Source organism: Coriobacteriia bacterium (genome assembly GCA_003149935.1).
GTDB lineage: Bacteria > Actinomycetota > Coriobacteriia > Coriobacteriales > QAMH01 > QAMH01.
The window spans coordinates 66005-76132 of the sequence record QAMH01000009.1 but is presented as its reverse complement, the minus strand read 5'-3'; the positions used below and the strand labels follow the sequence as shown (position 1 = coordinate 76132).

The window sequence follows — 10128 nt, the reverse complement described above, 5'->3', positions numbered from 1 at the left end:
GGGCGAGACACATTGGACAGGTACATCTGTCTCATTGGGGTTCATGAGACAGATGTACCTGTCCAATGTGTCTCGCCCGTCCCTCCCTTAGCGTATAATGCGCACGCACGTTTGTTATTTCACGTATGGGAGAGGCGCATTGATACGCGTAGCCGCATTTGACCTAGATGGGACGATTCTCGACGGAGAGTCGCCTCTCAAGCTCACGACGAGCCTGCTGCGCCATCGCCAACTACCCATACACAAGGCCTTCCTCATGGGTATATGGGGTATTCGCTATCGTCTGCGTCTGCCGCTGGTCGAATCCACGCCACGAGAGCTCCTGTTCTCGGCGCTCACCGAGCCGACGGTCGAGGAAGTCGATGCCGAGATCATGGATGTCTTCAACAGGCGCATTCGCAAGCATATCCGCCCCGGTGCGATTCGCGAGATCGAGCGCTGCCGCGCTGAGGGCATGAAGGTGGTGCTAGCATCCGCGTCCTTCAAACCCATCACGACGACCATCGTCGAGGAGCTTGGCTTTGATGGTCAGGTATCGACCATCATGGAGGAAAGAGACGGCCATTACACGGGACGGGTCATGGGTGTTCCCGTTCAGGGCCGCGAGAAATTGCGTCTGCTCGTACAGTTGTGTGATGACAAGTTTGGTCCGCATGGTTGGGTACTCGAGCGTGCATATAGCGACCATTACAGCGATGTTCCCATGCTCGAGCATGCCAAGGAAGTTGTCGTGGTGGATCCAGACAAAAAGCTCAAGCGCATCGCCGAGCGCCGTGGCTGGAAAATTGCCGACTGGGATTCGTAGCGATGGACGTGTCGCCCGAGAGGCTCGGCGAATTCACCGAGACGGTATGGAGTCGCGGACGCGAGCTCTATCGCGACTTGCCCTGGCGCAACACTTTCGATCCGTATGCGATTCTGCTTTCCGAAATCATGCTTCAACAGACGCAGGTCGTCCGCGTGCTTGGGCGCTGGGAGCAGTGGCTCGAAGCTTTTCCCACGGTTGCCGATTTGGCGATGGCGCCCCTGCCTCCTGTGCTCGAGCTCTGGCAGGGCATGGGTTATAACCGCCGCGCGCTCAATCTCAAGCGCTGCGCCGAGGAAGTATTCGCCACATACGGCGGCGAGATTCCACACGACAAGAAGGCGCTGCTTGCGTTGCCGGGCATCGGACCCTCGACATCTGCGGGTGTGCGCATATTTGCATTCCAGCAGCCTGATATGTACCTCGAGACCAATGTGCGTGCCGTGTTTATCCACGAGTTTTTCAGTGAGCACGAGACCGTGTCTGACAAGGAGCTCGTTCCGCTTGTTGAAGCAACTTGCCCTGATGGTCGTCGCGTGCGTGATTGGTATTATGCGCTGCTCGATTACGGTGCCTATTTGAAGAAGACCACCGTTAACCCCACGCGAAAGAGCAGGCAATATACGCGACAGTCCAAGTTCGAGGGCAGTCATCGTCAGAAGCGCGCCTACCTGCTGCGTTGCGTCATCGATGGCGCGCTCACGAGCCAGGAGCTTGCCGAGAGCCTTGCGCGAAGCGAACTGGAGGCTGGACGCGAGGCAACGTCGCCTGAGGAGACTCAGGCGATCCTGTGCGAGCTTGAGCGCGAAGGCTTCATCGCACGCCAGGGAGATACGTGGCTATGCGCGGAGTAGGCGTCTGCCAGGCTGTGCTAAAATGCCCTGTCATCGCAAGCTAAACAAAGGTCTCGCATCATGTCTCAGCATAAGCTCACCTATGCATTTCTCGGTCCTGCCGGGACGTTCTCCGATATGGCTGTCCGTGCCCTCGTCGAGCGCGGTTCGCTATCTGCCGATTACGAGTCACTGCCTTGTGACTCGCTGCCCGAGGTTTTCGAGGCTGTCGAGCGCGGCAAGGCCGACTACGGTGTTGTCCCCATCGAGAACTCCCTCGAGGGCTCGGTTACGGCAGTGCTCGATGCCTTTGCTTTTACTTCGCGCGCCGAGATTCTCGGAGAGATTGCCATTGACATCCATCAGGCACTGCTGCTCAATCCCGATGCCACGCTCGATGAGGTGACGACTATTGCCTCGCATACACAGGGCATTGGGCAATGCCGCCGCTGGATTAACCAGAACCTTCCCAATCGGCAGCTGCGCCTTGCTGATTCGACGGCCGCCGCTGCCGAGATGGCCGCCGCTGACAAGAGCGTTGCAGCCATCGCTTCGCCGCTTGCCGCCGAGATTTGCGGCATCAATGTCTACGAGGAAGCCATCGAGGACAACCTGAGCAGCCAGACGCGTTTTGTCATCATTGGCAAGGGGCCGGTGGCGCACGATGGACCGGGCAAGAGCACGCTTGCCCTTTTCATGAATACCGATCGTCCGGGTACGCTGCAAATGATTCTGTCGGAGCTCTTCTTCGCCGGCGTCAACCTCACGATGGTGCAGTCGCGACCCACCAAGCAGGAACTCGGCGATTACATGTTCTTCATGGATATCGATGGCTATGCCGACGAGCCTAATATCCAGGTCGCCCTCAATTGCCTGCGCATGAAGATGCGAGAGGTCAAGGTTATCGGCTCATATCCACGCAGCGTATAAGAATGCCGTATACTAAGCCGCATGCAAACGTGGATACACTACTTGCTGATCTTTGCCATCGCCTTTGCCGCGACAGCCGCTTTCGTTCCCCCTGTCAGGCGCTTTGCCATCGCGCGCGGTATCGTTGACGAGCCAGGGCCTCGCCGCGTCAACCGTCGCACCGTGCCACGTCTGGGCGGCGTCGCCATGTTCGGAGGGTTGCTCGTCGCCGTCATCATCGAATACATTGGCGAGCGTACTGGCTTTTGGCATGGCCCTCTCTACATTCCAGGCGAGGTCAACGTCAGGTCGCTTGGTGTGCTCATCGGCCTCGCGGTCATCGTGATCGTGGGTATCATCGATGACGTGCGCAGTCTTGGCCCAGGTGTGAAGTTTCTCGGACAGCTGTTTGCCTCCTGCATCATTGCAGGCACGGGAACCATTTTGCACGCGTTTCAGATTCCCGGCTCCTCTGCTGTCATCGACTTCGGGCTCTGGGCCTATCCCATTACGGTCATATATCTCGTCTGCTTCATCAACATCATCAATCTCATCGACGGCCTCGATGGCCTGGCTGCGGGCATTACGGGCATGGCGGCTATCACGCTCTTTATCATGTTCATGACCTTGCAGCAGACGGAGGCCGCGCTGCTCGCTGCCATCACGGCCGCTGTGGCCGGTGCCTTCCTCATCTATAACTTCTACCCGGCAAGTATCTTCATGGGGGATTCCGGCTCCATGCTCCTAGGCTTGCTTCTTGGGTCGGTCTCGCTTGTCGGTACGACGCGCCTGCTCTCGATCACGCTACTCATCGTTCCCGTCATCGTGGCACTCGTTCCCATTATCGATACGGCTGCGGCCATCGTGCGTCGTCTGCGCAAGCACGAATCCATCGCCACGCCCGATGCCGGCCATATCCATCATCGCCTGCTGCTGCGTGGCTATTCGCAGCGCAAGGCCGTCCTGCTCATCTATCTGTGGACGGCCGTTCTCTGCGTCGGCACCTTGCTCATGTGGGTGCTCGGCGGGACGGCCAAGATGGTGATCTTCATCCTCCTGCTCATCGCCTCGGCCATTATCGTGTACAAGATTGGCCTTTTCCATCCGGTGCGTCAGCGCCACGGGCGTGGTGACGTCATATACGACACTGAGGGCATCGACCCCGAACACGAGTCACGTCATGACGAGCGGCACGGACAATAGCTCTGCACCCGACCTGCGCGAGCAGCTGAAGAGTGTGCCCGAGGCTCCTGGCTGCTATCTTTGGAAGAACGCTCAGGGCGAGATCCTGTACGTCGGCAAGGCAGTCGACCTACGTGCGCGTATGATGCAGTACGTGTCGGGCCAAGACGAGCGGCTCAAGATTCCGTTCATGATGGAACAGGTCGCCTCCTTCGACTACATCGTGGTGAACAACGAGACCGAGTCGCTCGTTCTCGAGAAGAACCTCATCCAGCAGTACAATCCGCCCTTCAACGTCGACTATCGCGACAACAAGAGCTACCCGTTCATCGCCATCACCAAGAGCGCCGCATATCCCGCCATCAAGTTCACGCGAGAGAAACACAAGAGCGGCACACGCTATTTTGGGCCCTACACCGATGCACGTGCGGCCCGCGAGACCATCGATACCGTGCGACGCATCGTGCCGATTTGCGCCGTGTCCTGCGAGCAGTATCGCAAGATGACGCGCATGATCGAGGCGGGCAGATGGCCCACGTCCGATGACAAGGCCTGCTTCGCCTACCACATTGGCAAGGGAACGGGTCCCTGTTGCGCGGCTATCACGCCCGAGGAGTACGCGCCGCTTGTTGCCCGCGTGGAGCGTTTTCTGGCTGGCGAGCGTGACGAGTTCGTGGGGGAGCTCGAAGCCGAGATGAAGGAGGCGGCAGCCGAGCTCGATTTCGAGCATGCCGCACGCGCGCGCGATCGCCTCGAGGCCATCAAGGCTCTGCAGGAGAAGCAAAAAGCCGTGCTTTCGCGTCCGCTCAACATCGACGTCATCGGATTCTTCCGCGAAGAGACGATTGCGGCGGCGCATGTTTTCGTCGTGCGAAACGGGCGAATCATCATCAGCAACGATTTCGTCCTCGACAAGGGCCTTAACGTGCCCGAGGCAGACCTCGTGGGCCAGTTCCTTTCCAAGTACTATGACCAGACGTCCGAGCTCCCACACGAGGTCGTCATCGCCGAGCATCTGCCCGAAGAGGTAACCCGGCCGCTTGAGCAGTGGCTCACCGAGCGCCTCGCGAGTCCCCATGGCGCAAAAGTGCACGTGGTCGTCCCCGAGCGCGGTGAGCGCAATCAGCTGCTCGACCTTGCGGCGCTCAACGCCAAGCATGCGCTCATGCGCCACAAGATGCGCACCCGTTACGACGAGGAACGTCTCGATCTTGCGTTGCTGCAGCTCGAAAGCGCGCTCGCGTTGCCCGAACCGCCCATGCGCATCGAATGCTTCGACATTTCGACCATTCATGGCAACTATTCCGTCGCGTCGATGGTCGTCTTCACCAATGGCAAGCCCGATAAGTCGCAGTACCGTCGTTTCAAGATTCGCAAGGAATACGGCGAGGCCAACGACTTTGCGATGATGAGCGAGGTGCTGCGTCGTCGCTATGCACCCGAGCGCATGGCTGACGAGCGCTTTGGCTCACGGCCCGACCTGCTCATCCTCGACGGCGGCAAGCCGCAGCTCACGGCTGCCATTAACGAGCTCTCCGAGCTCGGTCTCGACATTCCCATGGCGGGTCTGGCCAAGAAGGACGAGGAACTCTACGTGCCTTGGGATGATACGGGTCCCGTCGTGCTGCCCAGCGGAAGCCCCTCGCTCTACCTCGTCAAGCACGTGCGCGACGAGGCGCACCGTTTTGCGATCACCTTCCACCGCGAGCTACGCGACAAGGGCATGGTTGCCTCCATCCTCGACGATGTTCCCGGCCTGGGCCCTAAACGGCGCAAGCAGCTTCTCAAGCACTTTGGCAGCGTCAAGCGCATGCGCGAGGCGAGTCTCGAGGAGATCGAAGCCGTACCCGGCATTCCCAAGCAGGTTGCCGAAGACCTCTACGCGGTCATCCTCGACTTCGATGCCGAGCATGGGGCGTGATTCCGTCCCTCCCTTGTCATTTCGAGCGGAGACGCACGGACGCCCTCCCTTGTCATTTCGAGCGAGGACACGCCAATGCCTCCCTTGTCATTTCGAGCGGAGCGAACGCAGTGAGCGAAGTCGAGAAATCTCGATCTTCCCGCCGCAAAGAAAACCGAGATCTCTCCACTCGCTTCGCTCGGTCGAGATGACAGGGGGGGGGTGCCTGCGCACCTTCGGTCGAGATGACATGAAGCCACTCACTCGCGGTATACTGTGAGCTCCTGCAATTTCGATAAAGGGGAGTCTCATGGCTCAGCAAGACGCTGTCGAGGAGCCTAGCCCTTCGACGCTTGGTCCCGACCTCATCGTCATTACCGGCATGTCCGGCGCAGGCCGCACCGAGGCCATGCACACCTTCGAGGACCTTGGTTATTTCTGCATCGACAACCTGCCGCCTTCGCTGCTTCTCAACCTTGTGAGCCTCGCCGGTCTCAACGTTGGTTCCTCGCGTAAGCTTGCCGTTGTCTGCGATTTGCGCGCCAAGGAGTTCTTTCCCGAGCTAGCCCGCGAACTCGACAAGCTTGACGAGATGGGAATCACCACCAAGGTGCTCTTCCTCGATTCGACAGATGAGCAACTGTTGAATCGTTATAAGGCGACGCGACGTCGTCATCCCCTTTGCGAGGGCGACATGTCAATTCTCGACGGCATTCGCAAGGAACGAGAGCTGCTCGATGAGGCGCGCACGCAAGCCGATTACGTACTCGACACAAGCGTCACGCGCCCTCAGGAGACGCGTGCAAAGATTCGTGCGCTCTTTGCGTCCGAGAACGATATCGACGAGATGCATATCTCGGTCTACTCCTTCGGCTTCAAACACGGCGCACCCATCGATGCCGATATCGTCATCGACGTACGCTTTCTTCCCAATCCGTACTACGACAAGGAGCTGCGCACCAAGACGGGTCTCGATCGTGAGGTCTCCGAGTTCGTACTCGAACAGCCCGAGACCAAGCGTTTTCTCGAGCGCTGGTACGCCTTGCTCGACGAGATCATTCCCGGCTACATCCAGGAGGGCAAGCAGTACCTCACCATCGGTGTGGGCTGCACGGGGGGCCAGCATCGCAGCGTTGCGCTTGCTATCATGACTGGTCAGCATCTCTCGCAGGCGGGCTTCCACGTCAACACCGCTCATCGTGACCTGGCGCTTGCCGAGGTCAACTAGGAGGTCCCATGAATCGAACAAATGCCGTCGTCATAGGTGGTGGCACGGGCGCACCCGCTTCCATCCGCACGCTGCTCGACATGGGCTGCAAGGTCTCCTCGGTCGTCGCCATGGTCGATGATGGTGGCTCGACGGGCATCCTGCGTGAACGTGGCGGTGTGATACCGCCGGGCGATATCCGCAAGTGCATCAGCGCGATGTCGGCCAACTACGAGGGCATACTCGCACGTGCGTTTCGCCATCGCTTTGACTATCTCGACAATCACTCGCTCGGAAACCTCATTCTCACGGCCATCGCAGATGAGACCAATTCCTTCCCTGATGCCATTCGCGTGTGCGAGGGACTCATCGAAGCGCGTGGCCACGTGTATCCCTCAACGCTGCATGATGTGAGCCTTTACGGTCTCACCAACGATGGCACCGAGCTCGAAGGCCAGGCCGTCATAAGCGATGCCGATTGCAGCATGCGCTACGTTTCGTTGCATCCCGCCGATGCGCAAGCATATCCTTCGGCGCTGCGCGTCATCCGAGAAGCCAACTTCATCGTGCTCGGCCCAGGCTCGTTGTTCACCTCGATCATCCCCAACCTGCTCGTCCCCGGCGTCATCGACGCAATCCGCGAGGCTCATGACCGCGAGAACGATCCGGCCTGCACGCTCTTCGTGTGCTCGCTTGCCGACATGCAAGGCGAGACCTGGGGCATGAACTGCTACGACTATGTCGATGCGCTTCTTCGTCACGGCATGCGCGGCCTGCTCGACATCGCGCTCATCCATCGCAATTCCGAGACGAGCCCAATGGCGAGCGGCGTCTTTCCCGCCATCACCGATTACTCCGATGCACGCAAGTACACGAAGGGGCGCAGGGCCGGCAAGCTCGCCCATGTGGAGGCGAGCAACGAGACGGTAGGAAGGGTCATGGAGCTTGGCGTGCAACCCATGGTGCGTGATCTGGTCGATCCGGTACGTCCCACCTGGCACGACCGCGAGAAGCTTGCCAAGGCGTTTCAGGAGGTGCTGGCAGCGTGTCATTCACGTCAGAGGTGAAAGACGAGCTGTCCCGCATCGAACCTACGTGCCCGCGCTGCGATCGCGCCGAGCTCTCCGCACTCATCCGCATCGAGGGCACGCTTTCCATCAGCGGGGAGGGTCCGCGCCTCGAGCTTGCGACTGAGACGGCGAGCGTTGCCCGCACGGCGATTCGGTTGCTCCATAGCGTTTACGAGCTCGCCACCAATCTCACCGTGCGCCGCAGCATTTTGCACAAGACGCACAACTACCTCATCACCGTACCGCCGCAGGCTGGACTCACCGATGCCCTGCGCGACATGGGCATTCTCGGCGATGAGGGCTTCGAGGGCGGCATACGTCCCGAGCTTGTCGAAGACGCCTGCTGCGCCGGCGCCTACCTGCGGGGCGCTTTTCTTGGCGGCGGCTACATTGCCGATCCGCGCGGTGCCTTTCACTTCGAGCTTGCGGGGCCGTCTGAGGAGCTGATTGCGGCTTGTCTTGAGCTCATGCGCGAGCATGGCATCAAGGCACGCTACATTCGCCGTCACAACATGTACGCAATCTACATCAAGGGCATCGAGCAGATTATCGCCTTCCTCGCGTTTGTGGGGGCTCATCAAGGCGCGCTCACCATCGAGAACGCGCGTGTCATCAAGTCGGTGAGAAACGACACGAACCGTCGTGTCAACGCCGAGATCGCCAACCAGGTCAAGGCCACGAAGGCCTCGTTGCGGCAAATCGAGTGCATACGACGCCTCGTGGGCCAGAAGGGCATCGAGGCGATTCCCGCATCGTTGCGCGAGGTTGCCCTGCTGCGTATCAAGCATCCCGATGCTTCGGTCAAGGAACTTGGCGAGCTTGCTGATCCGCCGCTGTCGAAGAGCGCGGTCTATCATCGCATGCGGCGCATTGCGGCAATGATTGACGAGGAAGAGAGCTGACGCTCCCGTATAATGGCTGGAACGCAAGAGCAAGGGACTGCAGGAGAAAGGGCACGGCACATGGGCGAGGCACTGGAAAAGGCGAAAAAGGCACGCATCGCATCGCGCGAGCTGGCACAGACGAGCTCATCGCAACGCTGCGACGCGCTCAACAAGATGGCCGATGCGCTTATTGCGCAGACGGCGCAGATTCTCGAGGCGAACGAAGCCGATATGAACGCTGCACGTGAGAAGGGTACGCCCGGTCCATTGCTTGATCGCCTCATGCTCTCACATGAACGCATCGACGGCATTGCCGACGGTTTGCGACAGGTTGCTGCACAGCCTGAGGTGCTCGGCGAAGTCCTCGAGGGAAGCGAGCTCTATAACGGACTGCGCATGATCAAGTATCGCGTGCCGCTTGGAGTCGTCGCGATGATCTACGAGGCACGCCCCAACGTCACTGCCGATGCCGCTGGCCTATGCATCAAGACGGGCAATGCCTGCATTCTGCGTGGTGGTAGCTTGGCACAGCGCTCCTGCCTTACCATCTCGCACATTCTTGCGGAGGCGGCAGCCAGTGCCGGCCTGCCCGTTGACTGCATCCAGAGCATCGAGGACCCTGGCCGCGAGGCAACCGATGAGCTCATGAGTCTCGCCGGTTTGGTCGACGTGCTCATTCCGCGTGGTGGCGCCGGCCTTATCCAGCACTGCGTGAAGAACGCGACCGTTCCCGTCATCGAGACGGGCACGGGTAATTGTCACGTCTACATTCACAAGCAGGCCGACCCCGCCTATGTCGAGCCTATCATCATGAACGCGAAGACGCAGCGCCCCGGTGTCTGCAATGCCTGCGAGAGCATCCTCATCGACGAAGAGGTCGCCGAGATCTTCCTGCCCACGTTGCTTATGGCACTTGCCCGCGCAGGCGTCGTCATCCACGCCGATGCTCCTGCCGCTGCCATTGCTTCCGCGCACGGCATCGAAACCACTGCCGCGACCGAGGAGGATTGGGGCACCGAGTACCTCGACATGGAGATCAGCGTCAAGTGCGTCACCGGTGTCGAGGAGGCGATTGCACATATCAACGCATATGGCACGGGCCACTCGGAGAGCATCATCTCTCAGGACGTGAGTGCCGTTGACGCGTTTCAGCGTCAGGTCGATGCGGCTGTTGTCTATGCCAACGCCTCGACGCGCTTTACCGACGGTGGCGAGTTCGGGCTAGGCGCCGAGATTGGCATCAGCACCCAGAAGCTTCACGCACGCGGACCCATGGGTGCGGCTGCGCTTACATCGGTCAAGTATCTCGTGAGCGGTGAGGGCCAGATTCGAGGCTAG

General features: G+C 59.8%; 9 protein-coding genes. All 9 read left to right on the top strand.

Annotation, left to right across the window (positions count from 1 at the left end; all coding sequences use genetic code 11):
• Positions 1-97: 97 nt before the first annotated feature.
• The 9 genes from DBY20_08620 to DBY20_08580 all read left to right on the top strand — a co-directional run bounded on the left by DBY20_08620 (position 98) and on the right by DBY20_08580 (position 10128).
• The gene (locus DBY20_08620) at positions 98-805 is read left to right on the top strand and encodes an HAD-IB family hydrolase (GenBank protein ID PWL77836.1); all 708 of its coding nucleotides are present in this window, start codon (positions 98-100) and stop codon (positions 803-805) included.
• Between the two features lie 2 nt (positions 806-807).
• Complete coding sequence (locus DBY20_08615; GenBank protein PWL77835.1) at positions 808-1659, top strand: adenine glycosylase; 852 nt, start codon at positions 808-810, stop codon at positions 1657-1659.
• 60 nt (positions 1660-1719) lie between these two features.
• The gene (locus tag DBY20_08610) at positions 1720-2568 is read left to right on the top strand and encodes a prephenate dehydratase (protein ID PWL77834.1); all 849 of its coding nucleotides are present in this window, start codon (positions 1720-1722) and stop codon (positions 2566-2568) included.
• Positions 2569-2589: 21 nt separating this feature from the next.
• Complete coding sequence (locus DBY20_08605) at positions 2590-3750, top strand: undecaprenyl-phosphate alpha-N-acetylglucosaminyl 1-phosphate transferase (GenBank protein PWL77833.1); 1161 nt, start codon at positions 2590-2592, stop codon at positions 3748-3750.
• A complete protein-coding gene (locus DBY20_08600) occupies positions 3728-5650 on the top strand; it encodes an excinuclease ABC subunit UvrC (protein PWL77832.1) in 1923 nt (640 codons plus the stop codon). The genes DBY20_08605 and DBY20_08600 overlap by 23 nt, the downstream gene beginning before the upstream one ends.
• Positions 5651-5939: 289 nt before the next feature.
• Positions 5940-6857, top strand: a complete 918-nt coding sequence (locus DBY20_08595; protein PWL77831.1) for an RNase adapter RapZ — start codon at positions 5940-5942, stop codon at positions 6855-6857.
• 8 nt (positions 6858-6865) lie between these two features.
• Positions 6866-7903, top strand: a complete 1038-nt coding sequence (locus DBY20_08590) for a YvcK family protein (protein ID PWL77830.1) — start codon at positions 6866-6868, stop codon at positions 7901-7903.
• Positions 7882-8808, top strand: a complete 927-nt coding sequence (gene whiA / locus DBY20_08585) for a DNA-binding protein WhiA (GenBank protein ID PWL77829.1) — start codon at positions 7882-7884, stop codon at positions 8806-8808. The genes DBY20_08590 and whiA overlap by 22 nt, the downstream gene beginning before the upstream one ends.
• A 60-nt stretch (positions 8809-8868) precedes the next feature.
• Positions 8869-10128: a glutamate-5-semialdehyde dehydrogenase gene (locus DBY20_08580; GenBank protein PWL77828.1), complete on the top strand. Its 1260-nt coding sequence runs from the start codon at positions 8869-8871 to the stop codon at positions 10126-10128.